Source organism: Dactylosporangium thailandense, from assembly GCF_059739745.1.
The window spans coordinates 3,493,512-3,520,478 of record NZ_AP029195.1 but is presented as its reverse complement, the minus strand read 5'-3'; the positions used below and the strand labels follow the sequence as shown (position 1 = coordinate 3,520,478).

22 protein-coding genes are annotated in these 26,967 nt (G+C 72.1%); 12 read left to right on the top strand and 10 right to left on the bottom strand.

The genetic code is table 11. The annotated features are described in order from the left end of the window. The first annotated feature begins 503 nt into the window (after window positions 1-503). Together AC6JBM_RS15845 and AC6JBM_RS15840 are read left to right on the top strand one after the other, a co-directional pair. On the top strand, window positions 504-713 hold the full coding sequence (locus AC6JBM_RS15845) for a hypothetical protein (protein WP_497984365.1): 210 nt from the start codon (window positions 504-506) through the stop codon (window positions 711-713). Between the two features lie 237 nt (window positions 714-950). Then, the gene (locus AC6JBM_RS15840) at window positions 951-1,457 is read left to right on the top strand and encodes an ArsR/SmtB family transcription factor (RefSeq protein ID WP_497984364.1); all 507 of its coding nucleotides are present in this window, start codon (window positions 951-953) and stop codon (window positions 1,455-1,457) included. Window positions 1,458-1,478: 21 nt separating this feature from the next. On the opposite strand, the gene AC6JBM_RS15835 is transcribed toward AC6JBM_RS15840, so the two are convergent. The 3 genes from AC6JBM_RS15835 to AC6JBM_RS15825 form a co-directional block, all read right to left on the bottom strand. Beyond that, the gene (locus AC6JBM_RS15835; protein WP_350618184.1) at window positions 1,479-2,444 is read right to left on the bottom strand and encodes a tyrosine-type recombinase/integrase; all 966 of its coding nucleotides are present in this window, start codon (window positions 2,442-2,444) and stop codon (window positions 1,479-1,481) included. A 2-nt stretch (window positions 2,445-2,446) separates the two neighbouring features. Beyond that, window positions 2,447-3,082: a class I SAM-dependent methyltransferase gene (locus tag AC6JBM_RS15830; RefSeq protein ID WP_497984363.1), complete on the bottom strand. Its 636-nt coding sequence runs from the start codon at window positions 3,080-3,082 to the stop codon at window positions 2,447-2,449. Window positions 3,083-3,404: 322 nt separating this feature from the next. Next, entirely contained in the window at window positions 3,405-5,744 is a 2,340-nt protein-coding gene (locus AC6JBM_RS15825) for a HelD family protein (protein ID WP_497984362.1), read from the bottom strand. Window positions 5,745-6,009: 265 nt separating this feature from the next. Between AC6JBM_RS15825 and AC6JBM_RS15820 the strand changes: the two genes are divergently transcribed. The 5 genes from AC6JBM_RS15820 to AC6JBM_RS15800 all read left to right on the top strand — a co-directional run bounded on the left by AC6JBM_RS15820 (window position 6,010) and on the right by AC6JBM_RS15800 (window position 11,593). After that, complete coding sequence (locus tag AC6JBM_RS15820; protein WP_433089727.1) at window positions 6,010-6,474, top strand: MarR family winged helix-turn-helix transcriptional regulator; 465 nt, start codon at window positions 6,010-6,012, stop codon at window positions 6,472-6,474. 163 nt (window positions 6,475-6,637) lie between these two features. Beyond that, window positions 6,638-8,071 (top strand): MFS transporter, encoded by a 1,434-nt coding sequence (locus tag AC6JBM_RS15815; protein ID WP_497984361.1) that lies wholly within the window; start codon window positions 6,638-6,640, stop codon window positions 8,069-8,071. A gap of 717 nt (window positions 8,072-8,788) precedes the next feature. Beyond that, window positions 8,789-10,351, top strand: a complete 1,563-nt coding sequence (locus AC6JBM_RS15810) for a hypothetical protein (RefSeq protein WP_497984360.1) — start codon at window positions 8,789-8,791, stop codon at window positions 10,349-10,351. A 202-nt stretch (window positions 10,352-10,553) separates the two neighbouring features. Next, on the top strand, window positions 10,554-10,874 hold the full coding sequence (locus AC6JBM_RS15805) for a DMT family transporter (RefSeq protein WP_497984359.1): 321 nt from the start codon (window positions 10,554-10,556) through the stop codon (window positions 10,872-10,874). A 176-nt stretch (window positions 10,875-11,050) separates the two neighbouring features. Next, window positions 11,051-11,593: a TetR/AcrR family transcriptional regulator gene (locus AC6JBM_RS15800; protein WP_497984358.1), complete on the top strand. Its 543-nt coding sequence runs from the start codon at window positions 11,051-11,053 to the stop codon at window positions 11,591-11,593. 85 nt (window positions 11,594-11,678) lie between these two features. On the opposite strand, the gene AC6JBM_RS15795 is transcribed toward AC6JBM_RS15800, so the two are convergent. The 5 genes from AC6JBM_RS15795 to AC6JBM_RS15775 form a co-directional block, all read right to left on the bottom strand. Then, window positions 11,679-12,296: a hypothetical protein gene (locus tag AC6JBM_RS15795; protein WP_497984357.1), complete on the bottom strand. Its 618-nt coding sequence runs from the start codon at window positions 12,294-12,296 to the stop codon at window positions 11,679-11,681. A gap of 134 nt (window positions 12,297-12,430) precedes the next feature. Continuing rightward, complete coding sequence (locus AC6JBM_RS15790) at window positions 12,431-14,527, bottom strand: 3-hydroxyacyl-CoA dehydrogenase NAD-binding domain-containing protein (protein WP_497986465.1); 2,097 nt, start codon at window positions 14,525-14,527, stop codon at window positions 12,431-12,433. A 20-nt stretch (window positions 14,528-14,547) separates the two neighbouring features. Continuing rightward, window positions 14,548-15,759 carry an acetyl-CoA C-acetyltransferase gene (locus AC6JBM_RS15785; RefSeq protein WP_497984356.1) on the bottom strand — a complete coding sequence of 404 codons (1,212 nt, stop codon included), beginning with the start codon at window positions 15,757-15,759 and terminating at the stop codon, window positions 14,548-14,550. A 514-nt stretch (window positions 15,760-16,273) separates the two neighbouring features. Next, the gene (locus AC6JBM_RS15780) at window positions 16,274-17,479 is read right to left on the bottom strand and encodes an IS110 family RNA-guided transposase (protein ID WP_497980272.1); all 1,206 of its coding nucleotides are present in this window, start codon (window positions 17,477-17,479) and stop codon (window positions 16,274-16,276) included. Between the two features lie 325 nt (window positions 17,480-17,804). Then, entirely contained in the window at window positions 17,805-18,608 is an 804-nt protein-coding gene (locus tag AC6JBM_RS15775) for a class I SAM-dependent methyltransferase (RefSeq protein ID WP_497984355.1), read from the bottom strand. A 121-nt stretch (window positions 18,609-18,729) separates the two neighbouring features. On the opposite strand from AC6JBM_RS15775, the gene AC6JBM_RS15770 reads away from it, so the two are divergent. Beyond that, complete coding sequence (locus tag AC6JBM_RS15770) at window positions 18,730-19,395, top strand: winged helix-turn-helix transcriptional regulator (protein WP_497984354.1); 666 nt, start codon at window positions 18,730-18,732, stop codon at window positions 19,393-19,395. A gap of 10 nt (window positions 19,396-19,405) precedes the next feature. Here AC6JBM_RS15770 and AC6JBM_RS15765 read toward each other — a convergent pair whose 3' ends face one another. Then, window positions 19,406-20,524, bottom strand: a complete 1,119-nt coding sequence (locus AC6JBM_RS15765; RefSeq protein ID WP_497984353.1) for an acyltransferase family protein — start codon at window positions 20,522-20,524, stop codon at window positions 19,406-19,408. 85 nt (window positions 20,525-20,609) lie between these two features. On the opposite strand from AC6JBM_RS15765, the gene AC6JBM_RS15760 reads away from it, so the two are divergent. Both AC6JBM_RS15760 and AC6JBM_RS15755 read left to right on the top strand, forming a co-directional pair. Beyond that, a complete protein-coding gene (locus tag AC6JBM_RS15760) occupies window positions 20,610-21,449 on the top strand; it encodes an SDR family oxidoreductase (protein ID WP_497984352.1) in 840 nt (279 codons plus the stop codon). Between the two features lie 24 nt (window positions 21,450-21,473). Then, window positions 21,474-23,129, top strand: coding sequence for a cation:proton antiporter (locus AC6JBM_RS15755; RefSeq protein ID WP_497984351.1), 1,656 nt, complete (start codon window positions 21,474-21,476; stop codon window positions 23,127-23,129). 31 nt (window positions 23,130-23,160) lie between these two features. Here AC6JBM_RS15755 and AC6JBM_RS15750 read toward each other — a convergent pair whose 3' ends face one another. Beyond that, the gene (locus tag AC6JBM_RS15750) at window positions 23,161-23,355 is read right to left on the bottom strand and encodes a hypothetical protein (RefSeq protein ID WP_497984350.1); all 195 of its coding nucleotides are present in this window, start codon (window positions 23,353-23,355) and stop codon (window positions 23,161-23,163) included. A 361-nt stretch (window positions 23,356-23,716) separates the two neighbouring features. Between AC6JBM_RS15750 and AC6JBM_RS15745 the strand changes: the two genes are divergently transcribed. Further along, on the top strand, window positions 23,717-24,850 hold the full coding sequence (locus AC6JBM_RS15745) for a CaiB/BaiF CoA transferase family protein (protein ID WP_497984349.1): 1,134 nt from the start codon (window positions 23,717-23,719) through the stop codon (window positions 24,848-24,850). Continuing rightward, window positions 24,847-26,649 carry a hypothetical protein gene (locus tag AC6JBM_RS15740; RefSeq protein WP_497984348.1) on the top strand — a complete coding sequence of 601 codons (1,803 nt, stop codon included), beginning with the start codon at window positions 24,847-24,849 and terminating at the stop codon, window positions 26,647-26,649. The genes AC6JBM_RS15745 and AC6JBM_RS15740 overlap by 4 nt, the downstream gene beginning before the upstream one ends. The last annotated feature ends 318 nt before the right edge of the window (window positions 26,650-26,967 follow it).

Genomic DNA, 26,967 nt, shown 5'->3' with positions numbered 1-26,967 from the left:
CGTCTCGCTGGTGCTGCCGCAGCGGCGTCGGCGGGCGGCGAGAGCGGGCTCTGGACGGCGACGGCTGGCGGCGCACGACGTGGCAAGAGGAAGGGTGCCTCGCCTTTCGTCTCGCTGGTGCCGCCGCGTCAGCGCACCGGTCCACGTGGTGACGGCCGGCGGAGACGATGCACCGGCGCCGGGCGGCGACGGGCTGCGTCGACGGGCGAGTCCATTGGTGACGGCGACGACGGGCTGCGATGGCGGCGACGGGCTGCGATGGGCGGCGGAGGCGAGCGGCGGGCGACTTTGGGCGCCGACGCCGCCAGCGCCCGCAGTGCGGTGGTGCCGCCCGCCAGGCCTGCGGCGGCGAGGAGCGCTCCGACGCCCAGGGCGGCGTTGCGCAGGGCGCGGGCCCCGGCGAGGGCGGTGTCGCGTTCCCGGCCGTGGGCGACGTGGCCACGAGCGCGGCGTGGGCGGGGGGCCAGGCCTGGTTGCCGATGCCGAGGAAGAGGGCCGCCGCCGTGAACAGCCAGACGTGGCCCGCCGGGGCGGCCAGCAGCAGCGCCACGCCGAGGACCCGCACCAGCATCGACGCCGCCACGACCGTGCTGCGGGCGCCGCGGTCCAGCCATCGGCCCACCGCGGGCATGCACACCAGACCCGTGACGATGCCGACCGTCATGGCGGTGCCGGTGACCGGCGCGGACGGCCTCAGCACCGTCATGCCGTAGAGGAGCAGGAAGGGGCGCAGCAGGCCGGTGCCGAGCGCGTCCACGGCCAGGGCGACGGCATAGCGGGGGCCTCCTGATGCGCGCACGAGGGCGCGGGGCCGGATTGCGGTGATGGTTGCCACGGCTCAGACGGTGCGTTCGGCCGTCGGGGCGGGGCACGCCGGTTGACGCAGTTCGTCAATCGACGTGGTCGCCGGGTTGCCCGGGCGGTGATGATGTGGGGGTGATGATGTGGGGGTGACGCTGAGGATCGACCTCAGCGGCCTGCCGTCCGAGCGTGTGCGGTTCGCCGCCTCCCCGCTGGCCGAACTGACCGCGATGCTGCATGTGCTGGCCGCGCCCGGTCACCATCCGCAGCTCGCCGGCTGGGCCGCGGACGTCTGGGCCGGGCTGCGGGGCGATCTGACCGAACGGCTCACGGAAGCCGAGTTCCTCTGGCGTTCCTCACAGGCCGACTTCCTGATCCCCGCGCGCACCCTGGCCCGTGGCCCGCACACCACCAGCGAGCTGGCCCACTTCTGGGAGCTGTCGCCCCCGGAGGTGTCGCGCCATCTTGCCGTCCTGCGCCGCGCGGGCCTGCTCACGGCTCGGCGACACGGCCGTTACGTGCGGTACACCCTCAACCTGCCCGATCTGAGCACGCTGGGCGTGGTCCGTTCTTGGCACCGCGGACGTCGCCCCGCTCGGGCCAGCGGATGCTGGGCCCCAGCGGGGTCCCTGGCGGGAGCGACGGTCCGCAGGTGACGCGGGCCCGAGCAATCTGCTTCAGGTTCTTCGCCTCGCGCGGGCGGCGGCCAGCGTGTGGGCGGGGTCGCGGTCGAGGTTGTAGCGGTCCCGGTCGTAGCGGCGAGTCGTGCGCGGGTCGGCGTGGCCCATCGCGTCCTGCACGTCTTCGAGCGGCACGCCCTCGTCGCGGGCGGTCGTCGCGAACGCGTGGCGCAGCGAGTGCGGGCTCAGGCGCTCCCAGGCGGGCACCGCCGCGTCGCGGGCGAGGCGGCGCACGAGGCGGAACACTGCGTGACGGTCGACGCGGCCGCCGGTCGCGGTGGCGAACAGTGGCCCTGGGGAGTCGCCGCGTTGCGGTAGGTAGTCGTCGATGGCGCGGACGACCCCCGGCGTCAGCGCCCGGCGCCGCGCCTTGCCGCCCTTGCCGGTGAAGCGCACGGTGCGGTGGCCGCGCTCCGCGCCGAGATCCTCGACGTCCAGCGCCACGACCTCACCGACGCGCAGGCCGAGGTCGGCGAGCAGCGCGAGGATGGCCCGGTCACGGGCGGCGGTCGGGCCGTCGAGGCGATCGGCGGCGGCGAGCATCGCGTCGACCTCGGCCGCGGCCAGCCCGACGGTCGCGGACACGTCGCGGTTCACCCGGGGCCGGTCCGCGCCGCCGACCGGGTTGGCCGCGACCGCCTCGAGCCGCAGCAGGAACGCGTACCAGCTCGACAGCGCCGACAGCTTCCGCGCCACGCTCGCCGGGGCCATCACGCGGCCGGTGCGGCCGTCGACGGTGGTCTCCAGGTCGCGGGCGTATGCGTTGACGTGCAGGAACGAGGCGCGCAACGGGTCCAGGCCGCGCCCGGCGCACCAGGCGAGGAACTGGTGCACGTCGCGGCGGTAGGCGGCCCGGGTGTGCGCGGACAGGCGCCGGTTGGCCAGCCAGGCCTCGGTGAAGTCCGCGGACCCGTCGGCGGGGGCGGGCAGGCCGGGCGGGGTGCGGCGCTCGGGGATCGTCATGGCTACGGGTTGACCGACCACACGGTGGTGCGCTTGACCGGGCTGTCTTCGAGGGTCTGCGGCACCGGCACCTCGTACTCGGCCACCAGCGTCAGGTGCTCGCGCGGCAGGTAGGCGCGGCCGGGGTCGCCGACGAGGACCGTCGCCCCGCCGCGGGCGGCCCGGCGCAGGTAGTCCAGCATCCGGCGGGTCATCTCGCGGCTGTAGAACACGTCCCCGGCGAGCACCACCTCGGCGTCGGGGTCGCGCTCGAGCACATCGGCGAGCAGCGGGGTGACGGCGACCCCGTTGGCCTCGGCGTTGATCCCGATCGCGGCCACCGCGAGCTCGTCGATCTCGACCGCGGTGACGTGCGCCGCGCCGGCCTTCATCGCCGCGATGGCGACCAGCCCCGAGCCGGCCGCGAGGTCGAGCACACTACGGCCGGCGAGCAGGTCCGGGTGGTCCAGGACGTACCGCGCGAGCGCCTGCCCGCCGGCCCAAGCGAACGCCCAGAAGGGCGGAGGCATCTGCGCGCCCTGATCGCTTTCGGTCCGTTCCCACAGCTCAATGGCCTCGTCGGCGAGCCGGAGCCGGATTTCGGGGGTGAGCGGCACCGGGCCGAGGGTGGTGTTGTCGAGCACGAATTGCGCGGTCATCGCAGCGGACCGTATCAAGCCCGCTGTCACTCGTGCGTGCGACGCCCCGCGGGGGCTTGCACCGGTACCGTCGCCGCATGGGGGGAGATGCCGTATTCGTCTGGATCATACTCGGCCTCGCGGTGGTCGTGCTGATCCTGATCGCGCTGTACGTCGACTCCTGGCGCCGCAAGGACGACGCCTGAGTCTTCCACGTGCTGGTCTGCGGGAACGTCACCGGACACCTCCGGTGAGAGGGCCGCGGAGGGGTTGCTAGGCTCCACTCGGTTCGGTGAGCGTGCTGGAGTCCGACCCATCACGCTCCCGACTTCCCCCTCCTCGATCACATGCCGATCACCGCGTGCAGCGAGTCCGGCAGCGAACCCGGGTGCAGGATGCCGAGCCGCTGCGTCGCGCGGGTCAGGGCCACGTAGAGGTCGTTGGCGCCGCGCGGCGACTCCTCCACGATCCGCTCCGGGTCCACCACGATGACGCCGTCGAACTCGAGGCCCTTGGCCTGCTTGACGGTCAGCACGACGACCCGGGTGGTGAGGTCCGGCTCCTCGCCGAGGGCGGCATCGGGGGCGGCCTTGCGCACGTGGGGTACCAGATCCTCGAAGATCCCTCCGGGGAGGATGACCCCCAGGCGGCCCTCTCCGGCGGCCTCGGCCTCCTGCTCGACCGCCTCCGCGAGCGCGTCGCCGAGGCGGGACTCACCCACGCCGCGCACCCACGGCTCGACGCCGGCCTGGCGGACCGACCGCGGCGGCTCGAGATCCGGGTCGATTCCGGCGAGGACCAGGGCCGCGACCGACATGATCTCGGCGGGGGTGCGGTAGTTGACGGTGAGCTCGCGCAGCCGCCAGCGGTCCCCGACGTACGGGGCGAGCGCGTCGCCCCACGCCGACGCGCCGCCGAGGTCGCCGGTCTGGGCGACGTCGCCGACGACGGTCATCGAGCGGCTCGGGCAGCGGCGCATGAGCAGCCGCCACGCCATCGCCGAGAGCTCCTGGGCCTCGTCGACGATCACGTGCCCGAACGCCCACTTGCGGTCGGCGGCGGCCCGCTCGGCCGGGGTGAGCGCCTCGCCCTCGTCCTGCCGCTCGGCGAGCCGGTCGGCCTCGAGCAGGTCGGTGACGGAGAGCAGCTCGGGGTCGTCCTCGTCCTCGACGTCGATCGACCGCGACCCGAACGCGATCTCCAGGGCCCCCTCGGCGTAAGCGATCTGTTGCCGGCGCCGCCGTTCGGCCAGGATCTCCAGGACGGTCTCGTCCTCGCCGAGCAGCTCGGCGGCCTCGTCCAGCAGTGGTACGTCGGCCGGCGTCCACCCCTCCCGCGGGGCGCGCTTCAGCAGCGGGTCGGCCCCGGCCGCGGCCAGGCGCTTGTCCGACGCGAACAGCCCGGCGAGCAGCTGCTGCGGGGTGAGGATCGGCCACAGCCAGTCCAGGGCCCCGAGTACCTCGGCCTCCCCGCGCAGCTCGCGGCGGATCTCGGCGAGGTCGGCCTCGTCGAGCAGCTGGGAGTCGCCGGGAGCGTCGTCCCCGCCGAGTGGATCATCGGCGTACGGGTCGATGCCGATCGTGTCCGCCACCAGCAGCGACAACGCGTGGATGATCTCGGTGTCGAAGGTCGGGCGGGCGAGGTTGTGCAGCTTGCCGGAGCGGCGGGCGCGCTCGCGGGCGTCCTCGATCACGGCCGGCTCGAGCACGACCTCACCGCCGTCGAGCAGGTCCAGGTGCAGCGTGATCGGCTCGGACGGCACCCGCTGCCGGTCCCGCACCGCCTCGGCCAGCACGTCGGCCATCTCCGCGCGGCCCTTGACCGCCGCGACGCCGGCCGGCTCCTCCCGGTCGGCGACGACACCCGGGAACAGGTCACCCATGGTGCCCAGCAGCACGCCGGTCTCCGCCAGCGACGGCAGAACCTGGGAGATGTACCGCAGGAAGGTCGCGTTGGGCCCGACGATGAGCACGACCCGCGAGGAGAGCATCTGGCGGTGGGTGTAGAGCAGGTATGCGGCGCGGTGCAGCGCGACGGCGGTCTTGCCGGTGCCGGGGCCGCCCTGCACGACCAGGACGCCGCCCAGGTCGGCCCGGATGACGTGGTCCTGCTCGGCCTGGATGGTCTCGACGATGTCGCGCATGCGCCCGGTGCGGGATGCGGTGAGCGCGGACAGCAGCGCCGCCTCGCCGGTCACCCCGTCGTGCGCGCCGCGCCCGGTGGCGTGGGCCTCGTTCAGGTCCAGGACCTCGTCGTCGAGCCCGGTCACGGTCCGCCGCACGGTGCGGATGTGCCGGCGGCGGCGCACCCCGTCCGGCGCGGCCGCGGTGGCCAGGTAGAACGGCCGCGACGCCGGTGCCCGCCAGTCGATCAGCAGCGGCTCGTAGTCGTTGTCCTCGTCGAAGATGCCGATCCGGCCGATGTACCGGACCTCGTCCCCGGCGAAGTCGAGCCGCCCGAAGCACAGCCCGTTCTCGACCGCGCTGTACTGCGCGATCCGGTCCGTGTAGAGCGCCGTCTGCGAGTCGCGGTGCGAGCGGTCCGCGGGCGTTCCCCCGGTCTGCAGCAGCGTCCTCGTCAGCTGCCCCGACGCCTCCTCACGCAGGCGGTCGAGGTGCCCGTACAGCGTGTCGAGACGCCCCTGCTCCTCGACGATGTCGGCTGTGTCGGATGGGTTTGACAATCCGCTCTCCAGTCGGCTAACATGTAGCAATCGACGCCCCTGTGGCGTCTTTTTTCTTGCCCGAACGCTCTACTTTAGCGTCTCGGCGGCCTCCCGTGCGAACCGACGGGGCCGCCTAGGCCAAGGTAGCGCCCCCGCCCGGTTACGCCAGTTCGGCGGCGATGCGCACGGCGGCGGTGTTCGACGTTCCGTGGTCGATGACGTCAGCGCTGGTCGGGGCATCGACCGGAAGAGGTACCGTCGCCGGGTATCTATGCTGGGTGACATGGCCGCCACGCTCACGCCCGACCTGTCGTTCCTGCTGGATCACACCAGTCATGTGCTGCGCACCCAGATGACGGCGGCGCTCGCGGAGATCGGGCTGACGCCGCGGATGCACTGCGTGCTCACGCATGCACTGGGTGAGGAGCGCACCCAGATCCAGCTGGCGGAGATCGGCGGGATGGACAAGACCACGATGGTGGTGACCGTCGACGCGCTCGAGAAGGCCGGGTACGCCCAGCGCCGGCCGTCGAGCACCGACCGGCGCGCGCGGATCATCGCGGTCACGCCGGAGGGTGCGGAGATGGCGGCCCGGAGCCAGGAGATCGCGGACTCGGTGCACGCCGCGGTGCTGGACGCGCTGCCGGAGGACGAGCGGGCGGTGCTGGTTCGGGCGCTGACCCGGTTGACGCAGGGTCACCTCGCGACTCCGGTCGAGGCCCAGGGCGTGCGCCGCGCCCGTCAGTGACGGTTTGCGAACGGCGCGGGGCAGCGTCCATGTCGTCGCCGACTGGACCGTCCGAGGTGATCCCGCGCTAGTCAGCTGGACCGATCCGGTCTGGGAACCTCGTCACACGGCTTCGTCCCGTCAAAGATAGTTCTGTTGCAGACTATCTGCTACGGTCTGGCTTATGAGACAGAATCGATGGCTCGCGCTCGCCGTGCTCGCGACCGGCATGCTCATGGTCATCCTCGACGGCAGCATCGTCACGGTCGCCATGCCCGTCATGCAGCGCGACCTCGGCCTCACGCCCGAGGGCCTGACGTGGGTGATCAACGCGTACCTGATCGCGTTCGGCAGCCTGCTGCTGCTCGCCGGACGGCTCGGTGACCTGCTCGGACGCAAGCGGGTCCTGCTCGCCGGAACCGTGGTCTTCGTCGCCGCCTCCGTGCTCGCCGGCCTGGCCACCGGCCCCGAGATGCTGATCACGGCCCGATTCCTGCAGGGCGTCGGCAGCGCGATGGCCAGCGCCGTCAGCCTCGGCATCCTCGTGACCCTGTTCCCCGAGCAGCGCGAGCGGGCGCGCGCGATCGGCGTGTTCTCGTTCACCGGCGCGGCCGGAGCGTCGCTGGGCCAGGTCCTCGGCGGCGTGCTCACCGACGCCCTGAGCTGGCACTGGATCTTCCTCGTCAACGTGCCGATCGGCGTGGCGACCCTCGCGCTCGCCGTGCCGTACCTGCCGAACGACCGCGGCCTCGGCCTGCGCGCCGGAGCGGATGTGCTCGGTGCACTCCTGGTGACGGCGGGCCTGATGACCGGCATCTACGCCGTGGTGCAGACGAGCGGTAACCGCCTGCTCACCGCCGGTGCCGCCGCCGTCCTGCTGGCCGCGTTCGTGCTGCGCCAGGCCCGGGCGCGAACTGCGCTGATGCCGCTGCGCGTGCTGCGCTCACGCCAGGTCGCCGGCGCGAACGCGCTGCAGATCCTGATGATCGGCGCGATGTTCTCGTTCCAGATTTTGATCGCCTTGTACATGCAGCGGGTGCTGCAGTACTCGGCGCTGCAGACGGGCCTGGCGATGCTGCCGGCCGCGCTCGCCATCGCCGCCGTGTCACTCGGCGTGTCGGCCCGGCTCATCCACCGTTACGGCGAGCGCACGATCCTCATCGCCGGCCTGGTACTGCTCACCGCGGCGCTCGGGTGGCTGACGCGGCTGCCGGTCGACGCGCGGTACGCGACGGATCTCCTGCCGGTCATGCTGCTCATCGCGGGCGGAGGCCTGGTGCTGCCCGCGATCACGGGCCTGGGCATGTCGGGCGCCCGCCCGGACGACGCGGGCCTGGCGTCGGGGCTGTTCAACACGACCCAGCAGCTCGGCATGGCGATCGGGGTGGCGGCACTGTCCACTGTGGCCGCGTCACGCACCGACGCTCACCTGCACGCGGGCGCGGCGGAGGCGGCCGCGCTCACCGACGGGTACCGGCTCGCCTTCACCATCGGCGCTCTCCTGCTGGCGGCGTCGATCGCGGGTGCGGCGCTGCTCCTGCGTCCGGCTTCGGCGCCGTCTGCGCCGTCGCCCGACGCGGCGGCTACCCCGGCCGAGCCAGCAGGTCGACGGTCGTGACGGTCGCCCCGTCCCCGTCGCCGTCCGCGCGCACGCCCGGCGGCGCCGGGTCGCGCTGGAGGCCGACCAAATCGGCCACCTGACCCCGTTCGTTCGCTGCTTGCGAGAACCGGCGGACGTGAACCACGCCGGCAGCGCCTGACCCGGTTTCGCCGCCTCGTCGCCCTCGCGGGCGACGAGCCCGTCGATGACCCGGGTGGCGAGCGTGCCGCTGCGCCCATCCGACCCGGTTCGGCACCTTGGCCGTCGGTAGCCATGCATCAAGCGTCGGCGACCGGAGCGCCGCGCTCCGCTGATGCGGCTCCGGTGCGCGGCGCACGGACGAGGTCGTCAACTTCGGGTGATGCCGCGATTACGGTGAATGCCTCGGGTTCGGGCTGCAACGTCCGGGTGCCGCGGCCCGTCTCTCTCAGGACTGACGTTGGCGGGTTCGTCGCCGGGGAGTGGCGGACCGGGTGGGCATGATCGGATTCGGGGCGGGCTGTGGCCGGTTTCTCAGGCGTGTCTGCGACACTGTCGCGCATGCTGCAGCGGGTCGGGGGCGCGATCAGGGCGTCCGTGTTGGTGGCGGTCGCGCCGGTGGTGGTGGCGCTCGGGAGTCCGGCGACGGCGTTCGGGTCGCCGGCGCCGCAGAAGGCGCCCAGCCCGGCGCCGAGCGCGTCGGGCTCCGCGAACCGGAATCTCGGCCCGTCCATTCCGGGTAGCACCGTGTGCACGATGAGTGACCCGCAGCTGACCGAGATCTCGGGGATCGTGGCGACCGCGAACGGTTACGCGGTCATCAACGACAGCAACGTGGAGCGGTCGCGGGAGAAGATCTTCTTCCTGAACGAGCAGTGTGCGGTGACGCGCAGCGTGGGGTACCCGAGCAGCGCCTTCGACCCGGAGGACCTCGCGATCGCGAAGGACGGGACGCTGTGGGTCGCGGATGTCGGCGACAACACCACGCTCACCGGCGGCTCCGGGAACCGGCGCTCGTCGATCGCGCTGTGGAGCCTCGCACCGGGCCAGAACACGCCGGTGATTCACCGCCTGGCGTACCCCGATGGGAAGGCCCGCGACGCCGAGGCGCTGATCATCGACGGTGAGGGTCGTCCGGTGATCATCACCAAGGACCCGGTCGGCGAGGTGTACACGCTCACGCAGCCGCTGCCGGCCAACAACGCCAATCCGGCGGCGCTGACGCGGGCCGGCTCGTTCCGGCCGCAGGCGACGGGGACGACGAACCCGTACGGCATCCTGGGCACCTCGGTCGTGACCGGTGCGGCGCTGAGCCCGGACGGCAAGCGCGCGGTGGTGCGCACGATGGCCGACGCGTACGAGTTCGACGTCACGGACGGTAACGTGGTCGATGCGATCACGGGCGGGTCGGCGCCGCGGATCACGCCGCTGCCGAGCGAGCCGCAGGGTGAGGGCATCGCCTACACGCGTGACGGTGCCGAGTTCGTGACGACGTCGGATCAGCCGAAGGCGAGCCCGATTCTGCGGTACACGCCGTATGCGCCGCCGGCGCCGCCGTCTGCGGCACCGACCGTGCAGGCACAGGCACCGAAGACCGTGGATCGGTCGTTTGTGCAGAGCCTGTCGCTGCGGGACATCACCCGGATCGTGATCGGTATCGGGGTGCTGGGTGTGCTGATGATCGCCGTCGGGGTGTTCGCGGTGATCCGCTCGCGGCGGCGCCGGCGTGCACTGCTGGTGAGCGGTGGTGTCGTTCCCGCTGAGGACGGGGTGACCGCGGGCGATTCCGGGAGTCCGGACGGCCCTGGGGTGGCGACCGATTCCGAGGCCGGGGCCGCTCCGCCGGTCACGGCGACGCCGGCCGCCTCGGCCCCCACGAACTCGGCGGTCCCAACCAGCCCGGCCATCCCGGCCACCCCGGACAGCTCGGCGGCCGAGACCGCCCCGACGGCCGACGTGGCCGCCGGGGCAACTGCGGCCGCGCCGGGAAGCGCGGTCGTCCAAGCGAACTCGGCCGCGCCGACCACCTCAGCCAGCGAGACCGAGCCGGTCACCAGCGGCGGCACTCCGGAGGGTGACGACGTCGCGCCGGCCTGCGCGACATCACCGGGTGTTTCGGCCAACGGTCAGGCTTCGGACTCGGCGGCGTCGCCGGAGGCGAAGCAGCCGAATGCAGGCCAGTCTGCGGCTCACCCGACTGCGCCCCCTGCGACCGGGCCGGCTCCTGCACAATCCAGAGGGTCGGGCGCCTCGGGCCGACCGGCGAAGGCGGCGAAGCGCCCGCCGGCGGACGGCTCGAGCGGCTCCAGCTCGGCCTGACGAGCGCCTAGTTCTACGCTCCGTGACGAGGGCTGAATTACCGGCATTGCGATTACCGGTAATTCAGTTATTCGGTAATCGCCGGAGCGGATGCGGTCGCAGCGACGCCCATCCGCGTGGTCGGCGTCGCAGCTCGCGAGCCTGGCAGGAGCCCCCGGCGAACTTGTACGATCGTACAAGTTCGGTGACTGGGGAGGTTTCCGTGGCGTACGTAATGCTGGGGCTGGCCATCGCGGTCGAGGTGGTCGGGACCAGCCTGCTCAAGGCCACCGACGGGTTCACGAAGCTGTGGCCGACGCTGGGGGTACTCCTCGCCTACACGCTCGCGTTCCTGTTCATGGCGCAGTCGGTGAAGGTGGTGCCGGTCGGGGTGGCGTACGCGATGTGGTCGGGGCTCGGGACGGCCGCCATCGTGGCGATCGGGGCGGTGTTCCTCGGTGAGCCGCTCAGCATGCTCAAGGTGATCGGTGTCGCACTGGTGATCGCGGGAGTTGTGGTGCTGAACCTCGGCGGGGCGCACTGACCGCGCCGAGCCTCGTGCTCACATCGAGTCGGTGCATGATCCAGATGGCGGGGCCGGTCTCGTACACCTGAGCGCCGGATCACCGAAGACGGCGGCATCGGCGAATGCCGGCGCTCGGCCGGAGCTGCGGTGTGGCACGGCATGGCGGTAACACCGAAGGCGGCGAGGGAGCAGATGTGGTCAACGCGCGGCGGGACCCGGAGGGACGGAAGCGGGCGCTCGCCGAGGCCGTCGTCGAAGTGGTGGCCGAGGTCGGGGTCGGCAAGACCACGCATCGGATGGTGGCGAGCCGCGCCGGGGTGCCGCTGGGGGCCACGACGTACTACTTCCCCACCCTCCCGGACCTGATCGCGGCCGGGCTCGCGCTGGTCAGCGACTCGGTCGCCGCAGACCTCGCGGACTGGCGAGCGGCGATCGAGCGGGAGCCGGACGATCTGGCCGGGGCGCTGAGCCGGAAGGTCGCGGCGTACGTGGCGGATCAGCCGAAGGCGCTGCTCGAGTACGAGCTGTATCTCGCGGCGGCCCGGGTGCCGGCGTTGCGGCCGCTGGCGCGGGCGTGGCTCGACGGGGTGCACGCGATACTGGCGCCGCGGACCGGGGATGCCGCCGCCCGGGCGATCAGTGCACTGGTCGACGGGGCGATGCTGCAGGCCGTGGTCACCGGCGAGACGGTCGAGCCCGAGGGCCTGGCGGCGGCGATCCGCGACCTGATCCGCTGAGCCCCGGAGGTATCCGACAGCGGCCGCCCGGAACGCGGTGACCGCCGTCGAAGTGCGGCCGGCAGGTCGAACCCGAAGCCGGTCCCTACCAGCACACGCTCAGGTCGACGCTGCCCCGGGCGACACAGCCGTGGTAATACCTGATCTCGGCCTCGAACTGCTCGATGATGCGGCCGGCGAGCTCAGGGTAGTTGGCGAGGACGCGCTCGATCTTGGCCCAGACGGCGGCCAGGTCCTCGGCCGTGCGGTACCCGCTGATGCCGTAGCAGGGCACGTCCGTGCCGAAGCCGTACTCCTGGTCGCCCTCGCGGTATGCGCTGCGGTGCGCGACCTCGACCGGCACCGTCACGAGCTTCTTCCACGCGGCGTTCCGCTCGTCGAAGTCGTCGCTGAGCACGCCCGTCAGATCGATGCGCTGCTCGGTGTCGGCCGCGAAGAGGAAATGGCCGAACCAGTCCGGGTCCGGGTACTTGCCGCAGTCGTAGGAGCCGAGCCGGCGCCGCTGCTCGGTCGAGAAGGCCAGGTGGGGCCAGGTGAAGCGGGCGCGAAGGTCCTCGTCGGCGAGGGTCGACCAGCTTGCGGCCGCGCTCCAGCGGTTCGCCTCGAACAGCAGGCCGTCGACCCACGCGCTGTCCCGGGGGTGCTCGAGCAGCCGGGCGAGCAGGGCCGCGGGAATCTCCTTGTACTCCTCGTACATTCCCATCGCGCCAAAATACGGGGCCGCAATCGGTAACGCGTGTCGTGCCCGGAAACCTGGGAGCGCCGGCGGCTCACGCGCCTTCGTCAAGGTCGGCCAGCCGGGGCCGGGGCATCGGTGCGGACGCCCCGACCCGCGGATCACACGAAGGTGGAGCCGTCCGCGGCCTTGGTGCGCAGCAGTGGCGGCGGGGTGAAGCGCTCGCCGTACCGCTCGGCCAGCTCCTCGGCGCGGGCGATGAAGCCGGGCAGGCCGCCGTCGTACTGGTTGATGTACTGCAGCACCCCGCCCGTCCACGCCGGGAAGCCGATGCCGAGGATCGAGCCCACGTTCGCGTCGGCCACCGAGGTCAGCACGCCCTCGTCCAGGCACTTGACGGTCTCGAGCGCCTCGGCGAACAGCATCCGCTCCTGCATGTCGGCGAAGGGAACGGGCGCCGAGCCGGCCGCGAAGTGCTCGCGCAGGCCGGGCCACAGACCGGTGCGTTTCCCGTCCGTGTACTCGTAGAAGCCCGCCCCGCCCGAGCGGCCCGGCCGGCCGAACTCGTCCACCATCCGGTCGATGAGCTCGTCGGCGGGGCTCGGGGTCCAGGTGCCGCCGGCGGCCCGGGTCGCGGCGGCGGTCGCGTTGCGGATCTTCTGCGGCAGGGTGAGGGTGAGCTCGTCCATCAGCTGTAGTACCGGTGCCGGATATCCGGCTTGCAGACTGGCCTGTTCGATCGACGGAGCCGGCACGCCCTCGGCGAGCATGCGCAGGCCCTCCATCGTGAACGTGCCGATGACCCGGCTGGTGAAGAAGCCGCGGCTGTCGTTGACCACGATGGGTGTCTTCTTCAGGAGCCGTACGACTGCCAGGGCCTTGTCCAGAGCCTCGTCGGACGTTTCGGCGCCGCGGATGACCTCGACAAGCGGCATCTTGTCGACCGGCGAGAAGAAGTGCAGGCCGATGAAGTCGGCGCGGCGGCGGACGCCCTCGGCGAGCAGGGAGATCGGCAGCGTCGAGGTGTTGGAGCACAGCAGCGCGTCGGGCGCGACGACGTCCTCGATCTCCGCGAACACCTTGTGCTTCAGGCCCGGATCCTCGAACACAGCCTCGATGACCAGGTCGGCGCCGGCGAGGTCGGCGGCGTCCGCGGTCGGGGTGATCCGGTCCAGGAGCGCCTGGTCGTGGCGGCGGCTCTCGGCGTACGACTTCCCCTTCTGCGCCGCCTCCAGCGTGACGTCCTTGAGCACCACGTCGAGGCCCGACTTCGCGCACACGTAGGCGATCGCGGCGCCCATCATGCCGGCCCCGAGCACGGCGACCTTGCGGAACGTGATGTTCCCGGCACCGCGCGAGTTCGCGGCCTGCAGGTCGAAGAAGAGCGCCTTGATCATGTTCTTGGCGATCCGGCTGGTGGCGAGCTCGACGAAGTACCGGCCTTCGATGACGAACGCGGTGTCGAGGTCGACCTGGGCGCCCTCGACGGCGGCGCAGAGGATGTTGCGCGGGGCCGGATACGGAGCGCCCTTGAGTTCCTTACGCAGCGTGGCCGGGAAGGCCGGGAGGTTCGCGGCGAACTTGGGGTTACTGGGTGTACCGCCGGGAATCCTGTATCCAGCGACGTCCCACGGCTGCACGGCGCCCGGGTTCGCGGCGATCCACTCCCGCGCCCGGTCGACGAGGGAGCCGGCCGGCACCACCTCGTGCACGAGCCCGACCTCGAGCGCCTTGGCCGGACGGTGCCGCTGTCCCTTCAGCAGTACCTGCATGAGCGCCTCGGTCACCCCGAGCATCCGCACCGTGCGGACCACGCCACCGGCGCCGGGCAGCAGGCCGAGCGTCACCTCCGGGAACCCGATCTCGACCCGGGGATCGTCGGCGACGATGCGGTGGTGGCAGGCGAGGGCCAGCTCCAGGCCGCCGCCGAGCGCGGAGCCGTTGATGGCCGCGACGACGGGCCGGCCGAGCGTCTCGAGCCGGCGCAGCAGCTGCTTCAGGTGCGTGGTCGACGCCATGATCTCGGCCGCCTGGTCGGGGCCGAAGCTCGCGAGCAGTTCGAGGTCGCCGCCCGCGAACCAGGTCTTCTTCGCCGAGGTCAGGATGACGCCGGTGATGTCGGCCTGCTCGGAGGCCAGCCGGTCGACCACGGTGGTGAACGCCTCGGTGAACGCGGCGTTCATGGTGTTCGCGGATCGGGCCGGGTCGTCCATGGTGAGCAGGACGATGCCGTCCTCGCCGCGCTCGTAACGGATGATCTCCACGTCGCTCCCCCGGTTCACAGTCGCTCGACGATCGTCGCGATACCCATGCCGCCACCGACACACATCGTGGCCAGCCCGTAACGCTCGCCGCGGCGCTCGAGCTCGTCGACGAGCGTGCCGAGCAGCATGCCGCCCGTCGCACCCAGTGGGTGGCCCATCGCGATCGCGCCGCCGTTGACGTTGACCTGGTCCAGCGCGAAGCCCATGTCCTTGGCGAAGTGCAGCACGACGGCGGCGAACGCCTCGTTCATCTCGACCAGGGCGATGTCGTCGACGGTCAGCCCGGCCTTCGCGAGGGCCTTGCGGCTGGCCGGGGCGGGGCCGGTGAGCATGATGAGCGGATCGGCTCCGCTGACGGCCGCGGAGACGATCCGCGCCCGCGGGGTGAGCCCGTGCTCGCGGCCGGCTGCCTCGCTGCCGACCAGCACCAATGACGCTCCGTCAACGATCCCGGACGAGTTGCCGGCGGTGTGCACGTGGTCGATGCGCTCGACCCAGTGGTACTTCTGCAGTGCCACGGCGTCGAACCCGCCCAGCTCGCCGATGGCGGCGAACGACGCGGGCAGCGCGCCGAGCCCGTCCATCGACGACTCGCGGATGTGCTCGTCGCGGTCGAGCACGACGAGTCCGTTGCGGTCACGCACCGGCACCACTGAGCGCGTGAAGTACCCGCCCGCCCAGGCCTTCGCAGCGCGAGTCTGCGACTCCAGAGCGTAGGCGTCGACGTCCTCGCGGCTGTAGCCGTCCATGGTCGCGATGAGGTCGGCGCCGATGCCCTGCGGCACGAACCCGGTGGCCAGATTGGTCTCCGGGTCCATCGCCCAGGCGCCGCCGTCGGAGCCCATCGCCACGCGGGACATGGACTCGACGCCGCCGGCGAGGACGACGTCCTCCCAGCCCGCGCGCACCTTCTGGGCCGCGATGTTCACCGCCTCGAGCCCGGAGGCGCAGAACCGGTTCAGCTGCACGCCCGCCGCGGTCTCCCCGAGCCCGGCGGCGATCGCGGCGATGCGGGCGATGTCGGAACCCTGGTCGCCGATGGGTGACACGACCCCCAGCACGACGTCGTCGATCCGCTCGGGATCGAGCCCGGGATTGCGCCGGCGCAGCTCGTCGATCAGCCCGACGACCAGCGAGATGGGTTTGACGCCATGCAGCGAGCCGTTCTTCTTCCCCCGACCGCGAGGCGTGCGGATGGCATCGAAAACGAAAGCCTCAGTGCTCACCTACCGAAGAGTAACTAACGGTGCCCAGCAGGCACCAGGGCATCCCGGCACTGGCGCCACCAACCATACGCGACTTGATCATCACGATTCGCACATGAGGTCGCGGTGCTCATGCGGGCGGCGTGCGGCCGGCGTCCAGTCGCCGGCGAGGGCCGGAGGACGTCCGCGCCGCACGACCGCGCCGCGCCACCACGCCGCACGACCACGCCGCGTCACGCGTCCGCGCCGCGCCACCAGGCCGCGTCACGCGAGCACGTCACGCGTCCGCGCCGCGCCACCACGCCGCGTCACGCGAGCACGTCACGCGTCCGCGCCACGCCACCACGCCGCGGCCCACGTCACGCGTCCGGCGCCCGCAAGCCACCACAGCCTGCGCCAATGTGATCGCTCACGGTCTTCGGCCCCCGGGTACGCGGTGACGCTTGCCCTTGACACCACGGACCTGGCTGGGCGGTCCCCTCCGGCCGAAGGCCCCCGGGACCGCCCATTTGTCTGGCGGGAGTGCCCTGTGGGGTCAAGGGGTTTGGGTGAGGACTTTTTGCAGGGCGTTGTGCTGGTCGGGGTTGTAGGGGGTGTTGGTGGTCCAGCATTTCCAGATGATGCCGAGCCAGGCGCGGGCGAGGATTCTGACGGCGTGTGGGTGGCGGTGGCCGCGGGCTCGTGCCTGCTGGTAGAGGTGGGCGGCCCAGGGGTTGGTGTGGCGGGAGTCGGCGGCGAAGTCGCAGACCGCGCCGCGGAGTTGTTTGTTCACAGCCCACCGGAACGCGATGATGGTGACCTTGCCGGATTGGCGGGTTGATGGGGTGACGCCGGCCAGGCCGGCCAGTGCTGCCGGGTTTGGGTAACGCCCGCGGGCGTCGCCGATCTCGGCGAGCAGCCGTGCCGCGCGGACCGTCCCCGCCCGGGGCAGTGAGGTGAAGATCGGCCCGTCCGGGTGCGCGGCCAGGGCGTCGGCGATCTGGTCCTCGAGTGCGGTGATCTGGTCGATCAGGGCGGTCACGGCGGTGAGGTAGGCGGTGGTGACCCCGGCCAGGGCCTGCCCGGCGGGGCCGGTCACCCCGGCCGGGGCGTCGTGCAGCCGGGCGAGGAGAACGCCGGGTTTGATGCGGCGGTAGCGTTGCCCGGCCAGCCAGGCGGTCAGCGTGTCCAGGGTGAGCGCGTCGACCGCGTCCTGGGTGCCGAACGCGGTCAGGAACGCCCGGCTGATCGGCGAGGTCAGCTCACAGAACAACCCGACCGCCCCGGGCAGCACGCTCAGCAGATGCGCCCGCAGCTGGTTGACCATGCCGACCCGATGCCCGACCAGGTCCGCCCGGGCCCGCACCAGCGTGCGGAGGCTGGTCGTCGCGGCCGTGTCGGGCCGCAACGGCGTCAGCCGGCGCCGGTCCGTGCGCACCGTGTCAGCCAGCACATAGGCATCGAACCGGTCATCCTTGTGTCCCGCCGACCCATACCGGCCCCGCAAGCTCTTGACCTGCGACGGCGGCACCACGAACACCTCCAGGCCCGCCGCGAGCAACCCCGCAACCAGCGGCCCGTCCGGCCGTTCGATCCCGACCCCGGCCACCCCGTGACGGACCAGGACCGCCACCGCTTTCCCGATCCCGGCCTTCGAATGGCCCACGACCAGCCGCTCGACCGGCTCCCCAGCCCCGTCGATCACGCATATCGCGTGGGAGTCCTCAGCCCAGTCGATACCCGCGAACCGCTCACCTGTCACACTCAACACCGCTCCAACCGCTGCACAGATCAGTGGAAGGCGCACCTGGTGGTTCGGGACATCACTGCCGGACGCTCATTGACGGGCGCTCTCCACGGCGCAGTAGCCCTGTTGCCAGTCGGGATGCCCCGGACCGCCAAACCCCGCAGAAACTCCCGCAAGCCCTCACACCGGGGGCGGCAACGGTTGGCAGTGACCTAGCGGCCCAGGTGCCACCCAACCCCACCAAGAGCCGGGCAGCACCAGTTCTACCAATGAGCAACGGTCTGTAACTGACGCGGACCCGAGCCATCTGCCTGATGCCCCTTTCGCCGACCCGGCCGCGTCAAATCCGGCGGGCCGTCAGCAACAGGTACTCCCACTCCATCGACCCGTCGGGCGCCCGGAACCGGGCCGCGAGCTCGTCGAGCGCCGCGTCGATCTCGGCGGTGCGGGCCGGGTCCTCGGCGTGGAGCCGATAGACGGCGAGCGTCGGCCCGTAGTTGCGCTTGAAGTACTCGCGGAATCCGGCCGCCTCCGCGAAGCGCTCGACGCGCACCGTGCGTGTCTGCGCCAGCACGGATTCGACCCGATCGCCGAGCAGCGCCCGGACATGGGCCTCATCACCCCACAGTGGCGCCGGCTGCGCACCGGGTGGCGGTGCGGCCGCGAACGGCTTCATCGCCCCGAACAGCTGCCCGACGAAACCTGCCGGCGTCCAGCTGATCAGCCCGATCGTCCCGCCCGGCCGGCAGACCCGGATGAGTTCGTCGGCGGCCGCCTGGTGGAACGGCGCGAACATGACCCCGACGCACGAGATTACGCAGTCGTACTCGGCGTCACCGAACGGCAACGCCTCGGCGTCGGCCTCGGTCCAGGTCAGTTTGGCGCCCTGCTCGCCGGCGAGCCGTTGCCCGATCTCGAGCAGTCGTGGCGTGAGGTCACTGGCGGTGACGTCGGCGCCGGCGAGCGCGGCGGGGATGGCGGCGTTCCCGGTGCCGGCGGCGACGTCGAGAACCCGCTGCCCCGGCCCGATGCCGCAGGCCTCGACCAGGATCGGCCCGAGGCTCGGAATGATGTCGGCGGCCACGGCCGCGTAGTCGCCGGAGGCCCAGATCGCACGGTGTTTGTCCTTCAATGGCGTGGTCATGAGCGCACGCTAGGTCGACGCCGAGTGAGCGAACTAGTACTAGATCTGTATCACCACCCGCTGCGACACCTTCGAGACAGATCCCGGACCGGACGGTGACCGCGGTTTTACGCTGCGGGTCATGGGTGCGGGCTACTACCAGTTCTGCCCCGTCGCGAAGGCGATGGAGCTGCTCGACGAGCGCTGGACGATGCTGGTCCTGCGGGAGCTGATGGCGGGCAGTGAGCGCTTCAACGACCTGCGCCGCGGCCTGCCGCGGATGTCCCCGGCGCTGCTGTCGAAGCGCCTGCACACCCTGACCGGGGCGGGGCTGATCCGCAACGACGACGGGCGGTACGTGCTGACCGCCGCCGGCCTCGAGCTGGCCCCGATCGTGCAGGCGATCGCGGTGTGGGGTGTGCGCTGGATCGGCGAGCTCGGCGACGCGGACCTGGACCCGAAGCTGCTGCTGTGGGACATGCACCGTCAGGTCGACCACGACGCCGTCCCGGATGGCCGGTCGGTGGTGCGCTTCGAGTTCACGGACGTGCCGGGCGCGATGCGGTCCTGGTGGTTGGTGATCGCCGCCCGCGAGGCCGACGTGTGCGACGCCGACCCCGGTTACGAGGTCTCGGTGACGGTGCACGGCTCCCTGCGCCGCCTGACCGAGGTCTGGCGCGGCGACGTGTCCTGGCAGCATGCCCAGCGCGACGGTGGCCTGCGCGTGCTCGGCCCGGAGCACCTGCGCCGCGCGCTGCCGGCCTGGTTCGCCCTGCACGCCTGGACGAACACGGTCCGCGCCCGCTGAGCCCGGGTCGTCACCGGGTCAGCGCCGGCGCCGAGGGTTGTGATGACGTCACCTTCGGTGCTGGGGGCTGCTGCTCGTACCGGTGGAAGAGTGCCCGGCAGGCCAGCAGCACGAGCGCGAACACCGGCAGCCACACCAAGCGGTCCGCCAGCCACGACGGCCCCGTCGGCGCGGTGTGCAGCCCGGCGAGCGGCCCCGGCACGAGCAGCGACACGGCCAGCAGCGACGTCTGGTGCCACAGGAAGATCGTCATCGCGGAGCGGTTCACCGCGGTCACCGCCCGCCACGGCCGCTCGCGCAGCATGACGCGGCGCAGCACCGGTATCAGCAGGAGCGCCAGGCCGCACTGGGCGATACCGAACGTGACGGCCGCGAGCGTCGGCGGGTTCAGGTTGGAGATCCCCTGCCCCGGTACGCCGACCATCGACACCGGGTAGCCGAACCAGCGCACCAGCACGACCGTCGCCACAAGACCGCCGGCCAGCATCGCCCACGCGCTCGATCGGGACCGGAACGCGCCGCGGGACCAGGCCGCGCCGAGGCAGAACGGCACCAGCCACCCGGCGGCGAGGTTGATCCAGCCGGTCCAGGCCGGCGCGCCGAGCCCGAACCGCCCGAGATCCACGAGGACCACCACGGCGAGCGGCCACGCCGGGTGCAGCCGCCCGATGATCGGCTTGGCCATGGTGAGCGCCGCGAACACGAGCAGGAACCACAGCGGCGACGCGACCAGCTTCAGCACCGTGTGTGAGCGCAGCGCGGCGGCGAGTCCACCCGGCTCGACGTACACCCACAGTGTCGCCGCGATCACGATGACGCTCCACGCGGCGATGAGCACGAGGACGGGCCGGAACAGCCGCCGCAGGCGCGTGGACAGCCAGGCCCGGTGCGCGGGGCGCGCTCCGCCGGGGCGCCGGGTGGCGACGAGCCCGCCGACGAAGAAGAACAGCGCCAGGGTCTGGAACAGCCACGACGCCGGGGCGAGGGCGGGGACGGCGCGCAGCGGGCTGGCGACCCGGACCGTGCCGTCGTCGACCACGAGGGCGGTGACCAGCCAGTGTCCGAGCACCACGCCGAGGATGGCGACGGCGCGCAGAGCGTCGACGGCGCGGTCACGTGCGGTTGTCATGGCGGGGACGGTAGGAGCGCGACACGTCCGGTCACGTCACGCCACGGAGCGATCCCCGCGTACCTCTCCGGTACTACTTATGCCCATGGCGCGAATCCTGATCACCGGAGCGACGGGCTCCCTGGGGCGGCGGGTGGCGGCCCTCGCCGTCGCCGCCGGCCACACCGTGCTCGGCACCCACGTGCGGCCCTGGATCGACGCGATGCGCGGCGGCGCCGGCCCCGCGGTCAGCCCGATCCGGCTCGACATCCGCGACCGGGATGCGGTCCGCGACGTCGTCGACGCCGTCGAGCCGGACCTGGTGGTCCACGCGGCGGCCGGCCGCGACCGCAACGACTGGGTGACGAACGCCGACGGCGCCGCGAACGTGGCCCTGGCCTGCGGCGATCGTGTCCGGCTGGTGCACGTGTCCAGCGACGCGATCTTCTCCGGCCGCGCCGGGCGCGAGTACACGGAGGCGGACCTGCCGGACCCGATCTACCCGTACGGCGCGGCGAAGGCGGCGGCCGAGACGGCGGTGCGGGCGATCGCGCCCGGCGCCGCCGTCGTGCGCACGTCGCTGATCCTCGGCGACGGCAACGGCGGCCACGAGCACCTCACGTACGACCTGCTCGCGGGGCGGGTCGACGGCGCGCTGTTCACCGACGAGATCCGCAAGCCGGTGCACGTCGACGACCTCGCCGACGCGCTGCTGGAGATCGGCGCCGGCGACTTCCACGGCGTCATCAACGTCGCCGGGGCCGATGCGGTCAGCCGGTACGACCTGGGCGTCCTCGTCGCCGAGCGCGACGGGCTCGACCCGGACAAACTGCGTTCCGCGAGCAATTCGGGACGGCCCGGTGACATCCGGCTCGACACCGGGATGGCCGCCAAGGTGCTGCACACCCGGTTACGTGGCGCGCACGAGTTCATGCGCGCGGGCTGACCCACCCTATTAGGGTGATCACTCGTGAACGGTGTCCAGTTGCTGCTCATCATCCTCGGCGGCATCGCGGTATCCGCGTTCGCGCACCGCAAGGGCGTCCAGCCGGGGCTGGTCGTGGTCATTCTGGCCGCGGCGGCGTCGTTTCTGCCCGGGGTACCGCGGCTGGAACTGGACAGCGAGCTCATCCTCGCGGTCGTCGTGCCGCCGCTGCTCTACTCCGCGACCCGGAACGCGTCGTTCTCCGGGTTCACGCAGAACCTGCGGCCGATCCTGACCCTGGGCGTGACGCTGGTCGTGCTGACCGCCGGGGTCGTCGGACTGGTCGGGAACTGGCTGATGCCGGTCCTCGGGCTGCCGGCGGCGCTCCTGCTCGGGGCGGTGCTCGCCCCGCCGGACACGATCACGACCGTCTCACACGGTGACGAGCTGGGACTGCCGCGGCGGGTGTCGGCGATTCTCACCGGCGAGTCACTGGTCAACGACGCTACGGCGTTGACGCTGTTCGGGCTGGCGGCGGCCGCGGCCGGTGCCGAGGAGACGCTGTTCGACAACGCGTTCGGGCTGTTCGCGTACACGGCGGTGACCGGCCTGATCATCGGCGGGGTGTTCGCGGCGATCGCCCTGTGGCTGCGGCCGCGGCTGCACAACACGGTGCTGGAGACGTCGCTGGCGCTGCTGCTGCCGTTCGCCGCGTTCCTGACCGCCGAGCAGATCCACGCCTCGGGCATCCTCGCCGTCGTGTGCTGCGCGTTTCTCTTCAGCGCGAACACGACCCTGGATCCGCAGCACCAGTACCCCGGCGCGCACCGCACCCGCCTGCAGGAGGATGCGGTCTGGCCGGTGCTGGACTTCCTGCTCGAGACGTTCGTGTTCGCCTACATCGGCCTGCAGCTGCGGTTCGTCATCTCCGATCTTGCGCACGCCTCGGCCAAGCCGGGCCTGACGATCACCCTGGTCGCCAGCGCGGTGCTGCTGGTGACGGTGATCGTGTTCCGGCTCGCCGCGGTGTGGGTGCTGTTCTGGTGGTGGGACCTGCGCCGCCGTGCGTTCGTGCGCCGGATGGACACCGATCCGCGGTTCCGCGACAGGGTCACGCGCCGTGCCCAGGCACGGACGCAGGGTCGCCGCCGCCGGCAGCAGTCAGCGGGCGAATGGCAGGGGCCGCTCGGCGCGCCGACGCCCCGCGAGTCGTGGATCGTCGGCTGGACAGGCATGCGGGGCATCCTGACCCTCGCGGCGGCCGCGGCGGTCCCGCCCATGCTGCACAACGGCGAGGAGTTCCCGGGCCGCGACGCGATCCAGGCGATCGCCCTGTTCGTCACCCTCGGCACGCTGCTCATCCAGGGCACCACGATCCGGGCACTGGTCCGCCGCCTGAAGATCGACACCCACGGTGAACGCGACCGCGCCAAGGCGTTGCTGGAGCGGGGTGAGGCGCTCATCTGGACGACGGTCACGCCGGGTCAGGCGCCCAGCACCGAGGACTTCGACGCGCAGCGGACCGTGGTGGTGAACGCCGTGATGCGCGGGGAGCTCGACGACGACACCGCGAAGGCGCTGGTCCACGACATCGACCTGCACCAGGCGGCCGAGACGCATCTTGCGCGGCGGGAGGCCGAGCACGTTCCAGCTCCCGCCGAGACCACACGGGCTGCGGGGATCCGGCGAGGCCGGCCTTGATCTCAGCGGCGAACCCGCGCGAGAGGGCGTTTCAGGGCACGACCCGCCGGCCAGGTTCGGCGGTGGCGGTCCAGACTCGTCCGGCGCGCACCGTCGCCGCCGGGCCGTCCTCGTCTCCCTCACCGACGAGGGCCGACGCGTCGCCGCCGAGGGCGAGGCTGAGATCGGCCGTCAGGTCCTCGCGCTGACGGGGCACCTGACCCCGGCCGCCCCGCGCGACACTCACCGAACTCGCCTGGTCCGTGGTCAGGGGCCAAACTCCATAGACATCGGCCGTACCGTGCGGAACCGCTGAGATGGTGCTTGCCGACGGTGACAGCTGGGACCGCGCACTGATGGACGGTCTCGGACTGGCTGCGTGGCAACGCGTCGCATCCCGGCTCGCCCGCGATGCGCGGGTACCTCCGCGCCGTCCGGGACACGTACCTGCGGTATCAGCGCCGGCACCTCGGCGGGGGCGTCTTCGTGTGCCGGGTGCCCTGCTGACGCATTCGCCGGGCAGGGCGCCCGCCGTCCGCCGACGGGCCGGTGGGCGACCCATCCGTGCCGTTCGCACTCGCCGGGTGATCGACCGGTACCTTCCTCGCATGAGCGAAGGACCGCTGCGCGGTGTGCGCGTCGTGGAACTGGCTGGAATCGGCCCTGGCCCGTTCGCCGCGATGCTGCTGGCCGACCTCGGCGCCGACGTCGTACGCGTCGACCGCCCCGGCCCCGCCTCGCCGATCGCCCCGCCGCCCGCCGGTGATCTCGTCAACCGCGGGAAACGGTCGGTAGCCGCGGACCTGAAAACCCCCGAGGGCGTCGAACTCGTCCTGTCCCTCACCGAACGTGCCCACGTGCTCATCGAGGGTTTCCGGCCCGGGGTCGCCGAACGGCTCGGAGTCGGCCCCGAACAAGCGCTCGCCCGCAGGCCTTCGCTCGTGTACGGCCGGATGACCGGCTGGGGCCAGGACGGCCCGCTCGCCACGTCGGCCGGCCACGACATCACGTACCTGGCGCGGACCGGCGCCCTGCACGCCATCGGCCGCGCCGACGGCCCGCCGCAGGTGCCCGTCAACCTGCTGGGCGACTACGGCGGCGGCGCCCTGTACTTCGTCGTCGGCATCCTCGCCGCCCTGCGATCGGCCGAGGCGACGGGCCGTGGCCAGGTCGTCGACGCGGCGATCGTCGACGGCGCCGCGCACCTGAGCCTGATCCTGCACAGCCTGTTGTCGGCCGGCCTGTGGCGCGATCACCGCGGCGTGAACCTGCTCGACACCGGCGCCCCGTTCTACGATGTGTACAGGACCGCTGACGATCGGTACGTCGCCGTGGGTGCCCTGGAACCCCAGTTCTTCGCCGACCTGGTCACGCGCCTGAACCTGACCGACGCCCCGGACCAGTTCGACGTGGCCCGCTGGCCGGAGCTGCGCACCCGCCTGACGAACGCGTTCGCCGAGAAGACCCGAGATGAGTGGGCGGCCATCTTCGACGGCACCGACGCGTGCGTGGCCCCGGTCCTGTCACTGACCGAAGCCCCGCAGGACCCGCACCTGGCCGCACGCGGCACGTTCGTCACGGTGGCCGGCACCACCCAGCCGGCGCCGGCCCCCCGTTTCACACCCTGGCCCGGCACGCCCGCGACGACCACGCCGCCGCCCGCGACCAGCGCGCCACCGTCCGCTCCTCCGCTGCCGGGCCAGCACACCGCCGAGGTGCTCGCCGACTGGGGCGTCGCGTGACGCTGCGCCGCTGGTGGCCCCTGCTCCTGACCGTCCCCGCATTCGCGCTGTTTCTCGCGTACCTGCGGATGTCGCGCGCCGTCACGGTCAACAGCGACGGTGCGAGCAACGCCCTCCAGGCCTGGGACCTGTTCCACGGCAACCTGCTGCTGCGCGGCTGGACCCTGTCCGATGTGTCCTTCTATCCCACGGAGCTCATCCAGTACGGCCTGATCCAGCTCGCCACCGGCGTGACCACGGACCAGATCCACATCGCCGCCGCCCTGTCCTGGACCCTGGTCGTCTGCTTCGCCGCCTGGCTCGCACACTCCGTAGTCGCCGCCAAGCCCAGCGCATCCGTCTCCGCCCAGCCTCCAGCCGCACGACCACACGCACGCCCGGTGACTCCCGCGTCGCCGGGGGCCGCCCACCAGGATGGGGCGGCCACGCCATCGAGTGCCCAGGACTCCCCCGGTCCGGCGCCCACGCCGACCATCGCCACCGCGTCCTCATCGGACACTCCCGGCCGGGCCGCCGCAGCCGGCGGTCCCGTGCCACCGCTCGGCCGGCTCAAGGGCGCCCTGGCCGGCGGTGGTTGGCTGGCCGCCGCGATCGCCGTCGTGATCGTCCTGCTCCCGTCCCCCGGCTACAGCTACCAGACCCTGCTGTCGTCGCCGAACCACACCGGCTCCGCCGTCCCGCTCCTCATCACGTGGCTCCTGATCGACCGGGCCCGTGACCGTCCGTGGCTGCCGTTCGCCGTCGCGATCGTCCTCGCCTGGGGTGCGATGGGTGATCCCCTGATCACGTTCGTCGGAGCGGCTCCGCTGATCGTCGTCTGCGCCTACCGTGCCGTGTTCGCCCGCTCGGTGCGCGGGCTCGACGCCCGCCTGGCCGCGGCCGGCGTCGCGTCGGTCATCCTGTCCCACGGCATCCTGTGGCTGATCGAGCGCCTCGGCGGCTTCCGCGCCCCGAAGCCGCCGATCGAGTTCTCCCCGCTGGAGGCGTGGCCGGACCGCGCCCACACCGTCACCCGGATGATCGGCATCCTGTTCGGCACCGTCCGCCCCGGCATCCAGTCGCCCTGGGTGGAGACGACGCTGCAGCTGGTACGGCTCCCGGGCCTGCTCCTGGCGATCATCGCCGTGCTGGTCACCGCGGTCGCGGCGCTGCGCGGCACCGCCGACCGTGTCGACGCGATCCTCGCCGCCGCGATCGTCTGCGATGTCGCCGCCGAGATCGTCTCGACCCTCCCGAGTGACCTGATGGCCACCCGCGAGGTCGTGCCGGTCCTGTCGATGGCGGCGGTGCTCGCCGCGCGCGTGACGACCCGCTGGCTGCGTGCCCCGTCCCCGGCGCCCCTGCGCGCCCGGCTCCGCGTCGCGGCCCAGTCACTGTCCGCCGCGATCCTGGCGGTGCTGCTCGTCGCGCTCGCCGCATACGCTCCGCCACGCGCGGAGCCGGTCGAGGGTCAGGAGGCGGCGGACTGGCTGCGGAGCCGCGGCCTGCGATACGGCCTCGGCTCCTACTGGGTGTCGAACAACATCACCGTCGGCACCGGCCGTCAGGTGACGGTGGTGCCGACGCTGAGTGGCGACGGTGAGCTGCTCGGCATGTGCTGGCAGACGCACACGGACATGTTCGACCCGGCCAAACACGACGCCCGGTTCGTGTTGCTGGAGAAGCAGCGCCCGTTCTACGGCACGCCCGACGACGTCGAGACCCAGTACGGGCCGCCGGTCGAGCGGAAGGACTTCGACCTGTACGTGATCTTTGTGTACGACAAGAACCTGCTCGAGCACTTCACCCCGACCTGCTGACGCGCGGCGACGGTCGACTGCGCGGCGTGGATGGCTTGCATCCGGCCCGCTGCCCGAACTCGATGGCGAGGCGTTGTCGTGGCCGGGCCTTCTCGAGCGGCTTCGGCGCAGCCACGTGGTTTCGGCGCACATGTGTCGCGCAGTTGAGGAGCGCGGGGGTTGCGCTCGGACTCGCGCGGGCGGACGGGCGGTGCCGGGTGCTGTGGGGGCGTGGTGCCGTGCGCAGTCGACACAGCAACGGCATCATCGCGACCGGGTTGAAGCAGTGCAGCCCGACGGCGAGCAGATGTCGGCGACGCCCGCGGCCAGGGCCGCGAC

Coding starts and splice junctions, on each gene's coding strand:
- AC6JBM_RS15810 (WP_497984360.1), top strand. CDS start 8,789: ATGAGTGACCCGCAGCTGACCGAGATCTCGGGGATCGTGGCGACCGCG.
- AC6JBM_RS15775 (WP_497984355.1), bottom strand. CDS start 18,608: ATGACCACGCCATTGAAGGACAAACACCGTGCGATCTGGGCCTCCGGC.
- AC6JBM_RS15830 (WP_497984363.1), bottom strand. CDS start 3,082: ATGACCGCGCAATTCGTGCTCGACAACACCACCCTCGGCCCGGTGCCG.
- AC6JBM_RS15815 (WP_497984361.1), top strand. CDS start 6,638: ATGAGACAGAATCGATGGCTCGCGCTCGCCGTGCTCGCGACCGGCATG.
- AC6JBM_RS15745 (WP_497984349.1), top strand. CDS start 23,717: ATGAGCGAAGGACCGCTGCGCGGTGTGCGCGTCGTGGAACTGGCTGGA.
- AC6JBM_RS15760 (WP_497984352.1), top strand. CDS start 20,610: ATGGCGCGAATCCTGATCACCGGAGCGACGGGCTCCCTGGGGCGGCGG.
- AC6JBM_RS15770 (WP_497984354.1), top strand. CDS start 18,730: ATGGGTGCGGGCTACTACCAGTTCTGCCCCGTCGCGAAGGCGATGGAG.
- AC6JBM_RS15820 (WP_433089727.1), top strand. CDS start 6,010: ATGGCCGCCACGCTCACGCCCGACCTGTCGTTCCTGCTGGATCACACC.
- AC6JBM_RS15835 (WP_350618184.1), bottom strand. CDS start 2,444: ATGACGATCCCCGAGCGCCGCACCCCGCCCGGCCTGCCCGCCCCCGCC.
- AC6JBM_RS15795 (WP_497984357.1), bottom strand. CDS start 12,296: ATGGGAATGTACGAGGAGTACAAGGAGATTCCCGCGGCCCTGCTCGCC.
- AC6JBM_RS15765 (WP_497984353.1), bottom strand. CDS start 20,524: ATGACAACCGCACGTGACCGCGCCGTCGACGCTCTGCGCGCCGTCGCC.